The organism is Sphingobacteriales bacterium (genome assembly GCA_016706405.1).
GTDB lineage: Bacteria > Bacteroidota > Bacteroidia > Chitinophagales > UBA2359 > BJ6.
This window is the reverse complement of the sequence record JADJJT010000001.1, coordinates 16,283-33,647: the sequence shown is the minus strand read 5'-3', so window position 1 is coordinate 33,647 and position 17,365 is coordinate 16,283. Positions and strand designations below refer to the sequence as shown.

Here is a 17,365-nt window from a genome sequence, read left to right as displayed (position 1 = left end):
TACCACAACAACGATGAGCAAATAGCTTCGGAACTTTGTGCCGTAGTTTTTAACCTTTAAAATGTAAAATTATGGTACATACATATCAGGTAACAGGAATGACCTGTTCAAGTTGCGAAGCAAAAGTAAAATCATCTTTGTTGATGATAGAAAATGTATTAAACGTTGAAGTTTCAAAAGACGAAAATTCAGCCACAATCACAATGGATAAACACATTCCATTGGATAGGTTGCAAAGAGCCTTGCCTGAAAAGTATCAGATTTCTGCCCAACATCACAGCGAGTTGGCAGAACAAAGCAAAGGTTGGTTAGCCACCTACAAGCCCATTTTGTTGATATTTTTCTATATCACTTTGGTAACGCTATTGGTTCAGTTTTCCAACGATAGGTTTGATGCTATGCAGTGGATGCGACATTTTATGGCGGGGTTCTTTTTGGTGTTTTCGTTTTTCAAAATGCTCAATTTAAAAGGCTTTGCCGAAAGTTATGTAATGTATGATGTTGTTGCCAAACGTTTACCCGCTTGGGCTTATATCTATGCTTTCACAGAATTGGCTTTGGGCATTGCGTTTTTAATCAATTTCAATCCGCTTATTACTAATAGTGTAACATTTGTTGTAATGAGTATTAGCATTATTGGGGTATTGCAATCGGTATTGAACAAAAAGAAAATCCAATGTGCTTGTTTGGGTGCCGTGTTCAATCTGCCAATGAGTACCGTTACCATTATTGAAGATGCACTAATGATAGCAATGAGTGGATTGATGTTATTTTATCATCTCTAAACAATTTAAAAATAATCAAATATGAAAAATATAATATTTTTTCTTCTCGTGTTTGTGTCGCTACAAGGTTTTGCACAACACGAACACCACAATACTAAACCCGACAGCACCGCCACTAAACCAAAAAGCCCACGTACATCGGCTATGGCAATGGTAGGTAACAATCACGTGCATATTGATTATGGCTCGCCAAGCGTAAGGGGGCGAAATATTTGGAATGGCTTGGTAGCCTATGGTCAAGTGTGGGCAACAGGTGCACACAAAGCCACTTGGATAGAGTTTTCGGAAGACGTAATAATCAATTCAAAACTTATCCCAAAAGGAAAATATGGTTTCTTTACTATTCCCAACAAAAAGGAGTGGACAATCATCTTGAATAAAGATTGGGATATGCACTTGGCTGATGATTACAATGCTAAAAATGATGTTATTAGGCTAAAAGTAAAGCCAAAGAAAACGAAATCCATTACCGAAACACTCACTTATGAAGTAAAGGTATTTGATGATAAAAAAGGCAAAGTCAGTGTGTCTTGGGAATACCTGACAGTTTCATTTGATTTTGAAAATCAATAATCCTTAAACCTATGGAACAAAAAAAATATATTCCTGCATTGGGTTACGATTTTTTGACAGCCTACTACGATATGGCAATAAAAATCACTATGCCCGAAAAGAAGTTCAGAAGGCTTTTGGTGGAAGAAATTAACCCACAAGAAAATGAACATATTTTAGAATTTGGTTTTGGTACAGGACAAAACTTGCTTTTAGTACACAAGGAAAATCCAAAGACAAAATTGGAAGGATTAGATATAGACCCCAAAGTAAAAGCCATTGCCGAACATAAATTGGCAAAAAACAACATTGAAATTCCATTGCATTTATACAATGGCAGTGTTTTGCCCTTTGCAGATAACAGCTTTAATAAAGTTTACAGTTGTTTAGTATTTCATCAATTAGATGCTGAAACGAAACTGAATTGCCTTAAAGAATTGCATCGTGTTATGAAACCCAACGGAAAACTCATTATTGCCGATTGGGGTAAAGCACAAAACAAATTGATGCGATTAACTTTTGGTTTAGTTCAGTTGTTAGATGGCTTCAAAACAACCAATGATAATGTGAAAGGATTGATGCCCGATTTTATTTCAAAGGCAGATTTTGAAAATGTAGTCATTTCAAAGTCAATCAATACCGCTATTGGCACATTTTCCTATTTTAAAGCAATAAAAAATGAAATTTCTTAAATGTATAATCAAAAAAATATGTATATAAAATTGTTGCCAATTATTCTTATTCAATTGGCAACTACAACCATTTTCGCCCAAAAAGTGGTGCGATACGACCTTTACGTAAAAGATACTATCGTCAATTTTACAGGCAAACAAAAAAGAGCCATTGCCGTCAACGGACAAATTCCGATGCCAACTTTGACCTTTACCGAAGGTGATACGGCAGAAATCCACGTACACAACAGGCTTAAAGAAAGTACATCTTTGCATTGGCACGGTTTGTATTTACCCAATAAAGAAGATGGCGTACCATACTTAACACAAATGCCCATTGAGCCAAACACCAAACACATTTACCGCTTTCCTATTATTCAAAACGGCACGCATTGGTATCACAGCCACAGCGGTTTGCAGGAGCAAATAGGAATGTACGGTTCAATGGTGTTGCTCAAACGAGAAGACGACCCTAATTTCAGAAATGGGATTGATGATTTACCAACTGTTCCCATTATTTTAAGTGAATGGACAGACCTTAATCCCAACAATGTTCACCGTATGTTGCACAATGCCAATGATTGGTTTGCGATAAAGAAAAACACGGTTCAGAGTTACGGCGAAGCCCTAAAAGCAGGTCATTTAAAAACAAAACTGACCAACGAATGGAAACGAATGCTGGCAATGGATGTGAGTGATGTTTATTATGACAAATTCCTGATTAACGGCAAAAGCGAGTCAGTAGCCCACGGTTTTAACCGTGGCGACAAAGTACGATTGCGGATTTCAAATGGTGGTGCATCTTCCTATTTCTGGCTCACGTATGCAGGTGGAAAAATTACAGTAGTTGCCAATGATGGCAATGACGTGGAGCCTGTGCAAGTAGATAGACTGATTATTGGTGTTTCAGAAACCTATGATGTAATTGTTACCATTCCCACTGAAAATACGTCTTACGAATTTTTAGCAACACCCGAAGACCGTACTAAATCAGCATCAATTTACATAGGTTCAGGTATTAAGCAGTTGGTAAGTCCACTGCCCAAACTCAAATATTTTGAAGGGATGAAAATGATGAACGATATGATGAAAATGGACGGCACAATGAACGATATGGGTATGGATATGTCCTTGCAACAAATGGATATGAATACGGTAATGTACCCTGAAATAACAGGAGAAAATAAACCCAAAAAATCCGAACATTCAGACCATAGTAACCATACAATGCCAAGCAGTGACATTGTTACCTTAAACTACACAATGTTGAAATCACCCACTAAAACCACTTTAACAAAAGATGCACCTATCAGAGAATTAAGGTTTGAATTAACAGGCAATATGAACCGCTATGTGTGGAGTATGGATAACCGAGTGCTTGCTGAAACTGATAAAATTCTAATCAAAAAAGGAGAAATTGTAAGAATAACACTCTACAACAACTCGATGATGCGACACCCGATGCACTTGCACGGACACGATTTTAGGGTTATAAACGGGCAAGGCGATTATGCACCGCTTAAAAATGTTTTGGACATAATGCCTATGGAAACCAATGTGATTGAGTTTGAAGCCAATTTAGAAGGCGATTGGTTTTTTCATTGTCATATTCTCTACCATATGATGGCAGGGATGAACCGAGTTTTTAGTACAGAAAACCAAGCACCCAATCCATTGTTGCCTGACAAAAAATGGGCTTACAAAAAACTACAAAGAGAAAGCAACGAACTACATTTTATGTTTCAAAACGACTTTGCAACAAATGGAAATGATGGTATGACAATGTTGCAAAATACCCGATGGAGTTTTGGCACTGAATGGCGTTTGGGATATAGCGACAAACACGGATACGAAACAGAAACACACATAGGGCGATACATAGGCAGAAACCAATGGCTAATGCCCTTTATTGGCTTTGATTGGCGATACAGAAAGCACGAAACACCAGAAAAAAATCTTTTTGGGCAGACTAATACCAAAGACAATCGGACACAGTTTAGTTTAGGGGTTGCATATACTCTGCCAATGCTTATAATTTTACAAACAGAAGTCTATCACGATGGAAACGTAAGAGTACAATTAAGACGTGAAGACATTCCACTTTCAAAAAGGTTTAGAGCTGCATTTATGGTAAATACAGACAGAGAATATATGCTTGGACTGAATTATATCGCAAGTAAAAACTTAGGTTTCAGAACGCATTACGACAGTGATATGGGTTTTGGAGTAGGACTGACATTTAATTATTAAAACCAACCCACAAGCCATACACATTGCCAAGTCGCACGAGCCGATACGCAAACCAAAACTTGGCAAAGAGTATGGCTTCCCAACAGTAACAGAATTGACCGACTATATAACGGACAAAAAAGAACAACGAAGGCACAACATCGGTTTTGCGTAATGGCGGGTTCAGCGCAAAATTGTAATTTTGTGCATCTAATTAGCATTTTGGTAGGCTGACAGTGAAGTGCATCTAAGTCCGCCACTTCGCAAAGCCGAGAACCGTCAGACTGTCTAAAAACCTTCAAATAATTTTATTTTTTCTTTCAAATAATTGGGTAATATTTAATTTATTTCGTAATTTAGTGGCATGGAATATATTAAAGGAATACCAAGAGAACAAGCCGTTTTATTTACCGATTGCTTAGACAATATTATCGCTTCGGACAATGAAGTTCGGTTAATTGATATGTTTGTTGAAAGTATTGAGATGGAAAAATTTGGTTTTGCCAGCAAACTAAATGCTGAAGGTCGGCCAGCATACAACCCGAAAGATTTGCTCAAATTGTTTATTTACGGGTATTTAAACTGCATTCGTTCTTCGAGAGTGTTAGAAAAAGAGTGCAGGCGCAATACCGAGGTGATGTGGCTGTTGCAACAATTAGCACCCGACCACAATACCATAGCCAATTTCCGGAAAGATAATCAAAAAGCCATCCGGGAAGTATTTCGGCACACCGTGCGCATAGCAAAACAATTTCAATTAATAGGGGGCAAACTCATTGCCCGGCGACTCGACCAAACTTCGGGCTCAAAACAGCAAGAAAAACAATTTTAATGAAAAGAAAATAGCACAACATCTTGCCTATATTGACAAAAAGTTAGACGAGTACAACGCCGAACTTGCCGCCGCCGATGAAGAGAACAAACAAATTATACAAGCAGAAATAGACAAACAAACACAACGGCAACTAAACTACCAAGCCCTTCAACAACAACTTGAGGATACGGGCGAAAAACAAATTTCTACAACCGACCCCGACAGCCGCCAACTCATTACCCGCAACAATATTACCGAAGTAGGGTACAACGTTCAAACCACCGTAGATGATAAACACAAACTCATTATTGATTACAAACTTACCAATACCAACGACAGCAAAGCTATGGGCGAAATGCTGCAAAGCGCGCAAACAATATTGGGAACAACGGGCTTTACAGCACTTTACGACAAAGGATATCACACCGGAAGTGAAATAAAAACGGCAGTCGAAATGGGGGTAGAAATTATGACAGCCATACCCTCAGTTGCCGCTTGCGCACCTAATCCGGATTACAATTTTGACCGCTTTGACTACAACAATCTTACCGATACCTACAACTGTCCGCAGGGAGAAACACTCCGTACAAACGGCAATAACTACCTCAAAACCAAAGAGAACTCGACCTATTATGTTAAACATTATAAAACCACTAAATGTCAGCATTGTCCCGTCAAATTGTTATGCACCAAAAATGCAAAAGGCAGACTCATAGAGCGGAGCGAGTACCAACAATATGTAGATATTAACAAAAAAAACATAGAAAAAAATAAAAACTTGTATAAGCTTCGGCAGCAAATAGTAGAACACCCCTACGGCACAATTAAACGGCAATGGGGTTACTCCTACATCATCACCAAGCGGGGCATTGAGCGCGCCGCCGCCGATGTGGGGCTTATAATGACTGCCTATAATTTGCGCCGATTATTCAATATTTTGCCTCGTGAGCTGTTCAAAACGTGGTTAAAAACCCTGTTTTTTGTTTTTCGTCTTTTATAGCTCGTTTTAAGGAGATATGCGCCCCTCTCTCTCCTCAAAATATATTTCATCCAAGATTTATTAACGCAAAAAAACAAGCCCTCAAATCGCCTCTATTTAAAACTTATAATGTAAATTTGCCGAAACTTATGAGTTTTTAGACGGACTGCCGTTGTAGGCAATTCTATGACGACACAACCGAGCGACAGTAACTCGACAAAAAACGAACAGACAAACAATAAAAAACGTAAATTTGAGCAATAGAAAATTATGGCATACGAATCAGTAGATAAACTGCAAAAAGTGTTAGCAGAAGAAGTTTTTAACCACACCAAAGACCCTAAAAAGGCTTCAGGCAGGGCATTAGGGACTCTTGTAGAAATCATTACCTATTATCTTTTAAAGACTTGGGGACTAAATAATCAAATCTCAATTGAGCGTGGACTTGCTGAATATGGTAATCCTGACATAACCCACAATGTTGAATACTCTTTACATCCTATTGTTCGGAGTTCCTTCGTTACAGTTGACAAGTCCGATAAATCAATTACGTCAAATGTAATTTTAAAAGCACTCACAGCAAGCGGTTTTGATTTGACGGGCTTTGAGCGAAAAAACAATCAACTATTAAGCAATAACGTACTTCGGAACGCTTGCACAATCGCAACGTCTGACAATTCATTTCTTCTTTGTAGCATCAAATCAGACCTTGGAGAACAACTTGAATTGCACATCTACGAGCAAAACAAGAAGCCTTACGCTATGTTTGAGTGTAAGCGGGTTGGCGTTGAAGAAGGAATGACAAAAGGTCCGCAGACGATTGAAAAAGCAAAACAAGGTGCTTATGTAGCAAGGACAGCATCATCTTTGCAAAAAATCCGTTCTGAAAGTGGAGAAATGCAAGGCATCATCTACAAAAGTGACGGTTCTTATATCATTAAGCCGTATGTTAATCTGATGGAAGAAGTAATTTTTTCATCTGACAAAGAGCTATTGAGAAAATTCATTTTGACAATCGGAGTTGTAAGTAATCACGGAAATTGGATTAAAAAGACCGCAAACGGAGATTTAAGTTTTAGTGAAGAGAACTTTCAAAAAGAACTCATGGTTTTAGCTCAATCTTACGATTGGCTACTTTTCTTGACAGATAAAGGGCTTTCCGATTTCATTGACAAACTTTTACTTCATCCAATTCCAGAACTTCAATTTTTAAGAGATACATTCCTATCAAGTTATACCGAAGGCAAAAAGAAAAATCAGTTTACCAAAGTTCAAATGAACATTGAAGCTGATAGAATATTGCTGAAATATTTTAGCGATAACCTTGCAACAGTTGAAAGTTGGTTCAACGTAATCTCACCAAGTCAAAAAAGTCTTTCAATACTGAAAGACGAATTGGAAGAACTGAAAAATAAGAATTGGCAAAACATACTATTATGAGTGCAGGAAGAAATATAAATACACTAAGTCAAAGTTGGGGAACGCCCCATAAATACGTTAATGCTGTCAAAGAAGTATTTGGCGGACACATTGACTTAGACCCATGTTCAAACGAATATTCAGTTGTAAATGCTCAAACAGAGTATCGTTTACCTAAGCAAGACGGATTAAAAGAAAGTTGGAATTTTCCGACCATATACGTTAATCCACCTTATGGAATTGACAAAGAACGTGGGACAACAATAAAAAATTGGCTTGCAAAATGTGCTCATGCAAACGAAGAATACAACTCAGAAGTTTTGGCACTTGTTCCAATTGCAGCTAACACAGCCCATTGGAAAAAGTATGTTTTTACAAAAGCTAAGTCTATATGTTTTTTATACGACACAAGACTACGTTTTTTAGAGAACGGACAAGACACAGGTAAAGGAGCACCAATGGCTTGTGCTATGATTTATTGGGGTAACAATCAAAGTAAATTTTACGAAGTTTTTATTGAGCATGGAGCAGTTGTGGACATATCAAATCTAATTGGAGAAAGAATAGGTGCAGACAGAAAAAAATATGAACTATTCCACTGACGACAGAAAAAAAGAACTGCCTACAACAGCGGTTTGGCGTAATGGCGGGTTCAGTGCTTCGTATGACAGTTTTGTGGTAGGTTCAAGTGCAGTTCTTCGATTGAACTTTTGTGCTAAAAATCCGCCACTACGCCAAGCCGCAAAACGTTAGCGGGCATTGTAAAGACCGACCAGTCCGAACAAATAAACTTTTGACAATGGAGAATAACGATAATAAATCAATTTCAACAAGCGGACAAGGAGCAACACCTTTCGCTCAGACATACTTTCACGGAACAAAGGCAGACCTAAAAGTTGGCGACTTAATTGAAGTTGGTTTCAACTCTAACTACGGACAACAGAAAAATGTCAAATACATCTTCTTGACAGGGACATTAGACGCTGCAATTTGGGGAGCTGAACTTGCATTTGGTGACGGACGAGAAAGAATTTATTTAGTAGAACCAACAGGAGAAATTGAAAATGACCCGGACTTGACCGACAAGAAATTTCCCGGAAATCCAACACAATCGTACCGTTCAACTAAGCCATTCAGAGTTATTGGAGAAGTAACCGTTTGGCAAGGACACCCAGCCGAACAAGTAAAGACAATGAAAGAACACCTTAAAAAGCTAAAAGAACAAGGCATTAATTCACTCAATGACGAATAGAAAAGATTAATAGTATTCTGCAAATGAAAAGTAACAAAGAAATAGTTTCGGACTTTATCAATGCAACAAATCAAAAAGATTGGGATAAGGTTCTGACTTTAGTTGATAATGATTTCGTAAGACATAGTTCATCTGAACCAAAGGAGATAAAAACAAATATTGAGTTAGTTAAATTTCATCAGGCAGAGTTAGAAACATTCCCCGATTTACAAGAAACAATAATTTTTGCAATTGAAGAAGGCGACTTTGTTGCTGCCAGAATAAATTTTTCGGGAACACAATTAGGACAACTCATAAACTTTCCACCAACTGGTAAAAAACTAACAGCAGACTTCAATTGCTTCTTTCGTGTGACAGAAGGAAAAATTAAAGAAAGTTGGGTTGAGTATGACAACTTAAATGGACTAATTCAACTTGGACACTACAAGATAAATTGAAGAGAATGACGAGAAAAAAGAACAACGACCCGCTAACAGCGGTCATTGTAAAGGACACCGACAAGGAAAAGTAAAACGAAAAATGAAGATTGAAACTCACAATATAAACGACATAAAAATAGCCGAAATAACTTCGGACGAGACAATCATTACCACATCTCAAGATGGGTTGGACTTATTAGGAAACTTATACTATCAAGGCTTTGACAGAATTGTTCTAAATGAAAAAAATATTACACCAAACTTTTTTGACCTTAAAACCGGAATTGCAGGAGAAATTCTTCAAAAATTCTCGACATATCGAGTTCGCTTGGCTATAGTTGGCGACTTCTCTAAATACACAAGCAAAAGTTTAACTGACTTCATATATGAAAGCAACAAAGGCAGACATATCAACTTTATTAATTCAACAACAGAAGCATTAAAAATACTTTCAGCCTAATGAATTTGAACAGCATAAAGATGACTTCAAATATTCTCGTCCAAATGGTTGAAATACCGAAAGGAAGGATTGAATTACGTGATGACAGAACAAAAGAAAAATGGACTGTAGAAATTGAATCCTTTTTGCTTTTCAAGTTCCCTGTGACACAAGACTTTTATTTTGAAATAACAAATGAAAATCCAAGTACTTTCAAAGGAGATTTACGTCCTGTCGAAACTGTTACTTTTAAAGACGCAGTGATTTTTTGTAATAAAATTTCGGTTCAAAACGGCTTGACACCCTGCTATCTAATTCAAGATGAAAGCGAAGAGATTTTCTTTGAAAAAGCAGCGAACGGTTATCGCTTGCCCACAGAAGCAGAGTGGGAATATGCTTGTAAAGCAGGCTCGACAGACATAAGATATGGACAACTAAGTGATATTGCTTGGTATAAGGACAACTCGGATAATAAAACTCATAATGTTGGACAAAAGACACCAAACGCTTGGGGACTTTATGATATGTTGGGTAATGTTTGGGAATGGTGCTCAGACCTATACGACACAGAAGTTTATGGTTCTTACCGTATTTTTCGTGGTGGCGGATTTTGTGACGTAGAAAGAAGCGTAATGGCAACGACACGCAGAAGAAGTCACCCATTAAAATTTAAAATTGAGGACCTTGGATTTAGAATTGCGAAAAACAAATAAACAAGAACAACGACCCGCTAACAGCGGTTTTGCAAAAAAGCGGGTGAAGTGATCATTGAACATTCTACCTCGCATCAACTTTTGTGCTATGTTGAAAGTTTTGAGCTCCGAAATCCGCTTCTTCGCAAAGCCGCAAAACGTTATATAAAATTATCAGAAAAATTTATAGGAAAACACGGTGAAAATTTGCAATTTTGTAGGTCGCTTGAAAACTTAGTAGTTTTCCGGAACTATTAACTCGGCCAGCACGGTTAGTCGTTTGCCGACTGTTGTGCTAAAGTATCTGGAAAGTATAAACTTGCAGGCAGATAAAATAACATTTATATAACAATGGCTTTACGATTAGGCGGGCGGAAGTGTTATTTCAAGGGAAGAATTTTCTAATAAAACTTAAAAATGTATTGTAAATTTGTCCTTCGTAGGCCGCCCAACGCAAAGCCTTTTCCGTTGGCGGTAAGCGTAATGACACATAAACACAGACTTTAAACATAATTAATATGGACATATATCAAAAAGCTGAAGAGCAAATTGTTGAGAAACAAAAAATTGTAGACTTTGACATAAAAGAGTTTACAATCGAACTACTTATAAACAAGTATCTCACAGGAATTGAATCCGATGACAATGATATTTTCATTCCGACATATCAAAGGAATTTTGTTTGGGATATAGACCGACAATCTAAATTTATAGAATCAGTTCTATTGGGTTTACCTATACCCTATATCTTTTCTGCTGACACAGAAGGACGACTTGAAATAGTTGATGGTTCGCAGAGATTGAGAACATTAGTTGCATTTTTTTCTAACAACTTAATCCTAAAAAACCTAGAAATACTAACAAGTCTTAATGGTTTCAGGTATGGTGATTTAATAAAATCTAGACAAAGAAAATTTTTAAATTCCACCATAAGAATGATTGCTTTATCAGATAAAAGTGATGAAGATGTGAGGTTCATGATGTTTGAAAGAATAAACACCGGTAGTGCTATTCTTAAAGACATGGAAAAGAGAAAGGGTATTTTTGGTGGTAAGTTTATGGATTTCGTTTACAATGATTGTTCGAAACACCCACTGTTTATTCGAAACACAAAATTCACAGAAAGATTAGAGAAACGTGGAGAACCACAGGAATTAATAATCAGATTTTTTGCATACTCTGACAACTATAAATTAGTTAAAACTGGTGTGAATGATTTTTTAAACGAATTTGTCGACTCAAAAAACAAATCTTTCGACAAGGTTAGGTACAACCAAGAGTTTGACAATATGCTAAAGTTTGTAGACAAGTATTTTCCTGATGGTTTTATAAAATCTAAAAATTCAAACAAAACACCTAGAGTTAGATTTGATGCAATTTCTGTTGGTGTAAATCTAGCTTTGAGAGAAAACCCTAAATTAAAACCAACAGATTTAAGCTGGTTAAATAGTAAAACATTTAATGACCTTATTACTAAGGGTGGGCAAAATGCACCAACAGCAATTAAAGATAGAATTGAATACGTATATAACAAGCTAATAAACGGATAATGGTTACAGTTTTGGCTGACTTTGAAAAGAGAGTCACAGAAATTGAATTATTTTTTAAGCACCTAGAAAATCTAGAAGTGGACGGAGCCTTGTTGTATTTTCCCAATAGAGCGAGACGTAAAACACAGCCGCATAACAATGAATTAATTAAAGTATTCAAGGCAAATGTTTTTTTGTTACTATACAACCTAGCCGAATCTTCAATTAAACAATCTTTAACTGAAGTTTATGACACAATTACCTCTGAGAATCTCACATATCAAGACGTAATTGATGAAATAAAGAAAATCTGGATTGCTCAAAAACACGACAATTTTCGAAACAAGGGGACAGAGAATATTTTTATTGCTATAAATCAATTAGCAAATGAAATAATTGACATAAAATTTGATTCAACAAAAGTCATATCAGGAAACATAGACGGCAGAAAAATTAAAGAGTTCTCAACTAAGCATGGCTTTTCTGACAGGACTCATAAAAACGCAAATAATGGAAATAAGCTTCACCAAGTTAAGACCCAAAGGAATAACTTAGCTCATGGAAATATTTCATTCGCTGAGTGTGGGCGAAACTATGGCATTGGACAATTAAGGGACACCAAAAAAGAAGTAATTCTTTATTTAAGGAACATACTTAGAAATATAAAGAAATATTTGGATGAAAGACAATATGCAATATAAACGCCTAACCGCCAACACACGTTTGGCGTCATGCGGGGTGAAGTGGTTAAATTCAAGTTCAGTTTTTCAATTGGGCTTTAGTGCTGGGTTGACAGTTTTGTGCTCCGAAATCCCGCACGAACGCCAAGCGCAAAAACGTTGGCGGTAATTCTAAAATGACAGTGCTTCATTGAAAGGACTGCAAAACGGACGACAATTTTAATTACATTTGAGAGATGAATTTAAAGGATAAAAACAAGTATAAATCGGACTTCAAAAAGGAGCTTGACAAGTTTGCGGATAAGCTCGAAAAATACGTTTCCACCGACAATGGTGACTGGACTGTAAAGGGTTTTATTGACGTTTACAAAAACATCTATACGATTTCTTCTGACACCAAAATCGTTTCAAAAATTCTTGAAATACACATCTTTCCGCAAATCTTGCAGTTTGCAGACAGCATCGGTTACAAAATCATTCTTGCCGAAAAACAAAATTGGTATCCTGACTTGACTTTCGTTAAAAAGGACAATGAAGAAGTAAAATTTGCACTTGACATAAAAACCACTTTCAGACGAAACGATAAAACGGCAGGTTTTACGCTTGGCAGTCACGGTGGATATTTCAAAGAAAGAGATAAGGACAAGAATATTCAGTTTCCCTATAATCAATACACGGGACATTATTGCTTGGGCGTTATTTACACCCGGACAGATGTTTTAGACGACCTTGCCGAAACAGAGATTTATCAAGTTCAGGAACTTCAAGAAGAGTATGAAACGCCAAACAAAAAGGTTGGTGAGCGTTCGGTTACGACAGTTAAGAACTTAAAATCCATTACTTCGGTAATCAAGGACTTTGACTTTTTCGCAGCAGAGAAATGGAAAATTGCAAGCGACAAACAAGGTTCGGGCAATACAGCAAATATTGGTTCAATCTTCGACATTGAAGACCTGAAAAATGAAAATGGAATTTTTAGCAAGTTAGGTGAAGAATGGTTTGACGAATACTGGATAAATCACGGTTCGGCTACAATGGTAAAGGATGGAAAGCCGACCAAAATTACCACCCTTAAAGATTTCTTGGAGTTCAAAGGCAGAACAGACCTTTGGGATAAAATCGTTTCTAAAACTTCTAACAAGAAAACGAAATGAGAGTAATCGTTCCACCAATAAAAAGTCAGGGCATAAAAACCAAGTTAGTTCCTTGGATAATGGAACTTGCTCCAAAAGTTTCGGGCAAGTGGATTGAGCCGTTTCTTGGAACTGGTGTTGTTGCTTTTAATTCGGGTTACAAAAAAGCTATTCTCAATGATACTAATCCGCACATAATCAATTTTTACAAGGGCATTCAGGACAAGACTATTACTGCACCTTTAATGAAACAATATCTAGAAAGAGAAGGCGAGTTATTGAGCAAAGCCGAGAATAACGGCTATGAACATTACTTGAAAGTTCGGACACGTTTTAATAGTGGAGAGTTTTCTCCCTATGATTTTATTTTTCTTTCAAGAGCAGGATTCAACGGAATGATGCGATTTGGTAGCAAGGGTAATTGGAACATTCCATTTTGCAAAAAACCAGACCGTTTTGCACAAGCATACATTACTAAAATAACAAATCAGGTTTCGACAGTTTCGCAAATCATACAACCAGAACCAAAGTGGACTTTTCACAACAAATCGTTTGCAGAAATTATTCCGCTTGCGACAGAGAACGATATTATCTATTGCGACCCACCATACTATGGCAGACACGTTGACTACTATAATGGCTGGACAGAGCAAGACGAAGAACTTTTATTCAATTTGCTTTCAGAGACAAAAGCAAAGTTTATTCTTTCAACTTGGCATCATAACGACTGGAGAGAAAACGAAATGATAAATAAATTTTGGGGCAAGTTCAACATTGTAACCAAAGACCATTTTTATCATAATGGCGGCAACATTGAAAATAGGCGGACAGTAGTTGAAGCATTGGTTTGCAACTTCGATACGGACAACTTTGAAACACATAATCACGGATTGAAAGTGCAAACACGACCCGAACAATTAGCAATACATTGGAACGAATAAGAAGAAGAACTACCGCCAACACGGGTAACCGTTGCACAACCCTCCCTTTACAAAGCGGGTTTTTGGGCTAAAATGCCCGCCGTAGCTACATTTGCCGCGTTTTAGGCAAGTCTTAATTTCGGGACAAATAAATGGAAGTTCCTTTTTTTGAATGCCTTAAAATGAACCTAATTAAGCCCAATAAAGTGAATTTTGAAGAAACCAATACCTGCTGCCCAATTTGGCAGGTACTGGGCATTTGAGCGTACATTTTGGGCATTTTCCGGATAAATTTTAACAGTTTCTTCAAATTATAGCTCAAAGCCGCCATTAAAACGTGTTTATTGGCTTGGGCTATTCCTCGTGCATTCACTCGTTTCATGTTGTGATGATTGATAAGCGTTCCCAGCACCGGCTCAACGGTTGAGCTTCGGCGTTTGGTTAAAAATCGGGTGTAGTTTTTGTCTTTGTTGAGTTTGCGGTGCATCTTGTCGTACAGGGGTTTGTGAATGCTGTCGTCTAATTTTTTGAATTTGCTTACCGCACCGCAACACAAGGCTCTGAGGGGGCATTTGCCACAATCGCTTTCGCTGCTGCGATAAACGTTTTTGGTGTAGCCTTTGCTGTCGGTTTTTGTGCCTTTGAAGGTCAAAATAGCCTTGTTGCCGCCCTTTTTTACACATCGGTAGCGGTTGAGTTTTTTGTTGAAAACAAAGCCCTCGCGTTGGGGTTTGTACTGCCCAAAATTTGGAATGTATGCGTTGATATGATGCGCCTCGCAATACTGCAAACTCTCGCCACTGCTGTAACCCGCATCGGCCAAAACCTCTTCCATTTCCAAGCCGTTTTCTTTGAAATTTGCGATGGTTTGGTTCATGATTTCGCCAAAAATGGCACTGTCTTTGCTGCCCGATGTGCTGGCGCAAGCTCCCGTTATGACATGGTGCGCATCGTCAACGGCCAACTGCCCCGAATAGTTTAGCTGGCGGGCTTTTCCGGGCTTTACGCTTATTTTAGCATCCGGATCGGTAGGCGAATAATGCGTGTGATTGCTTAAAAATTTAGGCCGAATTTCATGGCCATCTTCATCTAAACGTCCGGATTTATTGTTGCCGGCGGGCATATCTTTGTAGGCCTCTTCTTTCCATTTGTGGTGCCGCTTTACCAATTTTTGCGCTCGGTAGTTACTTTAAATTCGCTGTTTTCTTCTAATTCCGACACAAAGGCCGAGGCATCTTCTAAAACCTCTTTTTCGACCAAACTATCCATGCTGGCATTGGCTTTGATGAAGGCGCTATCGACCGCCTGGCGTTTGCCGCGCACCATTCCGGATTTTACGCAAAGCGACAGAATTTTTCTGAATAAACCCAAAAATACTTCCTCGCCAAACAGTTGCCGTGTGCGGCTAATGGTCGAGTGCCAAGGCAGCGATTCGTTGAGGTCGTAGCCCAAAAACAGGCGACCCTCAAGGCAGTTGTTGCAGTAGGCAAGCAAAGCGCGGTCGCTGTTGATATTGTTGAGGTAGCCCACCAACAAAATTTTGAAAAACACCACGGGTCTATACTTTGCTGCCCTTCGGAGCCGTAATACTGCTTGGTAGCTGGGTACAGAAAATCGAGATTGAGGTGGTTGTTTATTCGGCGGTAAAAATTATCTTCCGGAACTAATTGGTCTAAACTTAGTTGGTAAAATAGTTGCGGGGTCAGTTGTTTTCGTCCTTGCATAATGCAGGCAAATATACTACAAATTATTGAATTTTCCTATTCTTTTTAAAAATATTTCACCAAATTTTTTTTGTATATTAATTTTTCACTACCTTTGAGTTGTGCAACAGGCACATCGGTTTGGCAATAGTGGGGTTGACAGTTGTAAACTCAACATTTGTAATTCTATTGGGCATTAATGCAAATGTTGGTCTGACGTTTTTCAAATGCCCCACCATCGCCAATACGTAATCCGTTGTATGTCATTTTAATGAACTACAACTCATAGTAAACATTAAAAACAATTTAAAAATATAAAACATGGAAAAGAAACATCAGGTTCACAACCTAATAATTTTGGATGAAAGTGGTTCTATGGAATCTATAAAAACCGCAATTATTCAAGGTTTTAATGAATTAGTGCAAACAATTCAAGGCATTGAAAAGCAATTTCCTGAACAAGAACACTTTATTTCATTTGTATCATTCAACGGCTTAGGGCAAAAATTGCTTCACTTTATTGACCCAGCAAGCAAACTTAAACAAATTGACGACAAAACCTATAAACCTAATGCTTCTACCCCTTTATTTGATGCAATGGGTTTTAGTATAAACAAACTGAAACAATCCTTACAAGGGCAAACTGACTTTAATGTTCTTGTCACAATTTTGACAGACGGAGAAGAAAATGCTTCAAAAGAATTTTCAGGCAATGACATCAAAAAACTCGTTGAAGAGTTAAAACAAAATCGTTGGACATTTACCTACATTGGTACAGACCACGATGTTGAAAAAATTGCCATTTCACTTTCAATCAACAATACTATGCTTTTTGAAAAGAATGAAGCTGGCATTAGAAAAATGTTCATGAAAGAACAAAACTCAAGAGCAAATTATAGCAGAAAGATTCGCTCTAACGAAGATACATCATCAAACTATTTTGAAGATACGGAAGATGATGATAAAAAGAAATAAACTATTCCGGTGGTGAAAAAAAAGAAATAATTGGACAAAAGTACCTAACTTGTCGGCTATGACAAAGCAAGAAGCAAAAAGGTTACGCGCCGAGAATGTGCAACCTCGTCAGGAGGTAGTTTCGTTGACGGCAAAGGTAAAACTATTGCTTGAACAGTTATCAAAACCTGTAAT

18 protein-coding genes and 1 pseudogene are annotated in these 17,365 nt (G+C 37.6%); 18 read left to right on the top strand and 1 reads right to left on the bottom strand.

Going from position 1 to position 17,365, the window contains the following annotated elements; translation table 11 throughout:
* Positions 1-71: 71 nt before the first annotated feature.
* The 17 genes from IPI59_00155 to IPI59_00075 all read left to right on the top strand — a co-directional run bounded on the left by IPI59_00155 (position 72) and on the right by IPI59_00075 (position 14,534).
* Complete coding sequence (locus IPI59_00155) at positions 72-785, top strand: heavy metal translocating P-type ATPase (GenBank protein ID MBK7525988.1); 714 nt, start codon at positions 72-74, stop codon at positions 783-785.
* A 21-nt stretch (positions 786-806) separates the two neighbouring features.
* Positions 807-1,358, top strand: a complete 552-nt coding sequence (locus tag IPI59_00150) for a DUF2911 domain-containing protein (GenBank protein MBK7525987.1) — start codon at positions 807-809, stop codon at positions 1,356-1,358.
* Between the two features lie 11 nt (positions 1,359-1,369).
* Entirely contained in the window at positions 1,370-2,029 is a 660-nt protein-coding gene (locus tag IPI59_00145; protein MBK7525986.1) for a class I SAM-dependent methyltransferase, read from the top strand.
* Complete coding sequence (locus tag IPI59_00140) at positions 2,030-4,258, top strand: multicopper oxidase domain-containing protein (GenBank protein MBK7525985.1); 2,229 nt, start codon at positions 2,030-2,032, stop codon at positions 4,256-4,258.
* Positions 4,259-4,601: 343 nt separating this feature from the next.
* The gene (locus tag IPI59_00135) at positions 4,602-5,069 is read left to right on the top strand and encodes a transposase (protein MBK7525984.1); all 468 of its coding nucleotides are present in this window, start codon (positions 4,602-4,604) and stop codon (positions 5,067-5,069) included.
* Positions 5,014-6,051 (top strand): transposase, encoded by a 1,038-nt coding sequence (locus IPI59_00130; protein ID MBK7525983.1) that lies wholly within the window; start codon positions 5,014-5,016, stop codon positions 6,049-6,051. Before IPI59_00135 ends, IPI59_00130 begins: the two co-directional genes overlap by 56 nt.
* A gap of 249 nt (positions 6,052-6,300) precedes the next feature.
* Positions 6,301-7,470 (top strand): hypothetical protein, encoded by a 1,170-nt coding sequence (locus IPI59_00125; protein MBK7525982.1) that lies wholly within the window; start codon positions 6,301-6,303, stop codon positions 7,468-7,470.
* Entirely contained in the window at positions 7,467-8,051 is a 585-nt protein-coding gene (locus IPI59_00120) for an N-6 DNA methylase (protein ID MBK7525981.1), read from the top strand. Before IPI59_00125 ends, IPI59_00120 begins: the two co-directional genes overlap by 4 nt.
* A complete protein-coding gene (locus tag IPI59_00115; GenBank protein ID MBK7525980.1) occupies positions 8,035-8,202 on the top strand; it encodes a hypothetical protein in 168 nt (55 codons plus the stop codon). The genes IPI59_00120 and IPI59_00115 overlap by 17 nt, the downstream gene beginning before the upstream one ends.
* A gap of 46 nt (positions 8,203-8,248) precedes the next feature.
* Complete coding sequence (gene arr / locus IPI59_00110) at positions 8,249-8,701, top strand: NAD(+)--rifampin ADP-ribosyltransferase (GenBank protein MBK7525979.1); 453 nt, start codon at positions 8,249-8,251, stop codon at positions 8,699-8,701.
* A gap of 23 nt (positions 8,702-8,724) precedes the next feature.
* A complete protein-coding gene (locus IPI59_00105; GenBank protein MBK7525978.1) occupies positions 8,725-9,138 on the top strand; it encodes an ester cyclase in 414 nt (137 codons plus the stop codon).
* 82 nt (positions 9,139-9,220) lie between these two features.
* Complete coding sequence (locus IPI59_00100; protein ID MBK7525977.1) at positions 9,221-9,580, top strand: DUF4180 domain-containing protein; 360 nt, start codon at positions 9,221-9,223, stop codon at positions 9,578-9,580.
* The gene (locus tag IPI59_00095; protein ID MBK7525976.1) at positions 9,580-10,272 is read left to right on the top strand and encodes an SUMF1/EgtB/PvdO family nonheme iron enzyme; all 693 of its coding nucleotides are present in this window, start codon (positions 9,580-9,582) and stop codon (positions 10,270-10,272) included. The genes IPI59_00100 and IPI59_00095 overlap by 1 nt, the downstream gene beginning before the upstream one ends.
* 497 nt (positions 10,273-10,769) lie before the next feature.
* Complete coding sequence (locus tag IPI59_00090) at positions 10,770-11,801, top strand: DUF262 domain-containing protein (protein MBK7525975.1); 1,032 nt, start codon at positions 10,770-10,772, stop codon at positions 11,799-11,801.
* Entirely contained in the window at positions 11,801-12,481 is a 681-nt protein-coding gene (locus IPI59_00085; protein ID MBK7525974.1) for a hypothetical protein, read from the top strand. Before IPI59_00090 ends, IPI59_00085 begins: the two co-directional genes overlap by 1 nt.
* A 215-nt stretch (positions 12,482-12,696) precedes the next feature.
* On the top strand, positions 12,697-13,614 hold the full coding sequence (locus IPI59_00080) for an EcoRV family type II restriction endonuclease (protein MBK7525973.1): 918 nt from the start codon (positions 12,697-12,699) through the stop codon (positions 13,612-13,614).
* A complete protein-coding gene (locus IPI59_00075) occupies positions 13,611-14,534 on the top strand; it encodes a Dam family site-specific DNA-(adenine-N6)-methyltransferase (GenBank protein MBK7525972.1) in 924 nt (307 codons plus the stop codon). The genes IPI59_00080 and IPI59_00075 overlap by 4 nt, the downstream gene beginning before the upstream one ends.
* 112 nt (positions 14,535-14,646) lie before the next feature.
* Here IPI59_00075 and IPI59_00070 read toward each other — a convergent pair.
* A pseudogene (locus tag IPI59_00070) lies at positions 14,647-16,237 on the bottom strand (IS1182 family transposase).
* A gap of 300 nt (positions 16,238-16,537) precedes the next feature.
* Between IPI59_00070 and IPI59_00065 the strand changes: the two are divergent.
* On the top strand, positions 16,538-17,191 hold the full coding sequence (locus tag IPI59_00065) for a VWA domain-containing protein (GenBank protein ID MBK7525971.1): 654 nt from the start codon (positions 16,538-16,540) through the stop codon (positions 17,189-17,191).
* The last annotated feature ends 174 nt before the right edge of the window (positions 17,192-17,365 follow it).

Excerpts from the sequence above, each read along its gene's own strand:
- IPI59_00080 (MBK7525973.1), top strand. The coding sequence starts at position 12,697 with ATGAATTTAAAGGATAAAAACAAGTATAAATCGGACTTCAAAAAGGAG.
- IPI59_00115 (MBK7525980.1), top strand. The coding sequence starts at position 8,035 with ATGAACTATTCCACTGACGACAGAAAAAAAGAACTGCCTACAACAGCG.
- IPI59_00135 (MBK7525984.1), top strand. The coding sequence starts at position 4,602 with ATGGAATATATTAAAGGAATACCAAGAGAACAAGCCGTTTTATTTACC.
- IPI59_00125 (MBK7525982.1), top strand. The coding sequence starts at position 6,301 with ATGGCATACGAATCAGTAGATAAACTGCAAAAAGTGTTAGCAGAAGAA.
- IPI59_00090 (MBK7525975.1), top strand. The coding sequence starts at position 10,770 with ATGGACATATATCAAAAAGCTGAAGAGCAAATTGTTGAGAAACAAAAA.
- IPI59_00155 (MBK7525988.1), top strand. The coding sequence starts at position 72 with ATGGTACATACATATCAGGTAACAGGAATGACCTGTTCAAGTTGCGAA.
- arr (MBK7525979.1), top strand. The coding sequence starts at position 8,249 with ATGGAGAATAACGATAATAAATCAATTTCAACAAGCGGACAAGGAGCA.
- IPI59_00140 (MBK7525985.1), top strand. The coding sequence starts at position 2,030 with ATGTATAATCAAAAAAATATGTATATAAAATTGTTGCCAATTATTCTT.
- IPI59_00065 (MBK7525971.1), top strand. The coding sequence starts at position 16,538 with ATGGAAAAGAAACATCAGGTTCACAACCTAATAATTTTGGATGAAAGT.
- IPI59_00150 (MBK7525987.1), top strand. The coding sequence starts at position 807 with ATGAAAAATATAATATTTTTTCTTCTCGTGTTTGTGTCGCTACAAGGT.
- IPI59_00085 (MBK7525974.1), top strand. The coding sequence starts at position 11,801 with ATGGTTACAGTTTTGGCTGACTTTGAAAAGAGAGTCACAGAAATTGAA.
- IPI59_00145 (MBK7525986.1), top strand. The coding sequence starts at position 1,370 with ATGGAACAAAAAAAATATATTCCTGCATTGGGTTACGATTTTTTGACA.
- IPI59_00100 (MBK7525977.1), top strand. The coding sequence starts at position 9,221 with ATGAAGATTGAAACTCACAATATAAACGACATAAAAATAGCCGAAATA.
- IPI59_00105 (MBK7525978.1), top strand. The coding sequence starts at position 8,725 with ATGAAAAGTAACAAAGAAATAGTTTCGGACTTTATCAATGCAACAAAT.
- IPI59_00120 (MBK7525981.1), top strand. The coding sequence starts at position 7,467 with ATGAGTGCAGGAAGAAATATAAATACACTAAGTCAAAGTTGGGGAACG.
- IPI59_00075 (MBK7525972.1), top strand. The coding sequence starts at position 13,611 with ATGAGAGTAATCGTTCCACCAATAAAAAGTCAGGGCATAAAAACCAAG.
- IPI59_00095 (MBK7525976.1), top strand. The coding sequence starts at position 9,580 with ATGAATTTGAACAGCATAAAGATGACTTCAAATATTCTCGTCCAAATG.